The organism is Mesorhizobium sp. M2E.F.Ca.ET.209.01.1.1, from assembly GCF_004010375.2.
GTDB lineage: Bacteria > Pseudomonadota > Alphaproteobacteria > Rhizobiales > Rhizobiaceae > Mesorhizobium.
The window spans coordinates 1-331 of sequence record NZ_SADP02000701.1 but is presented as its reverse complement, the minus strand read 5'-3'; the positions used below and the strand labels follow the sequence as shown (position 1 = coordinate 331).

General features: G+C 70.7%; 1 pseudogene. It reads right to left on the bottom strand.

The features are described 5' to 3' along the window. A pseudogene (locus tag EN852_RS37505) lies at positions 1 to 301 on the bottom strand (bifunctional glutamine synthetase adenylyltransferase/deadenyltransferase); the annotation flags it as partial. Positions 302 to 331: the final 30 nt, after the last annotated feature.

Sequence of the window (331 nt, the reverse complement as noted above, 5' to 3'; positions counted from 1 at the left end):
GGTTTTCCAGGCGGCGCAGGAACAGGTAGGCCTCGCGCAGCGCGCTGCCATCCTCGGGCGCGATCTGCCCACCGGCCACCAGCGCGTCCAGCGCCACCAGCAGGCGGCGCTCGCGCAGCGCCGGCTCACGGCCACCGCGGATCAGCTGCAGCGCCTGGCACAGGAACTCGATTTCGCGGATGCCACCGGCGCCGCGCTTGATGTCTTCGTGCAGCTCGCGGCGCGCGACTTCGGCGGTGATCGCCGCCTTCATTTCGCGCAGGCCGTCGAGTGCGGTGAAATCCAGGTAGCGGCGGTACACGAACGGGCTGCAGACCCTGCGCCCGTTCGT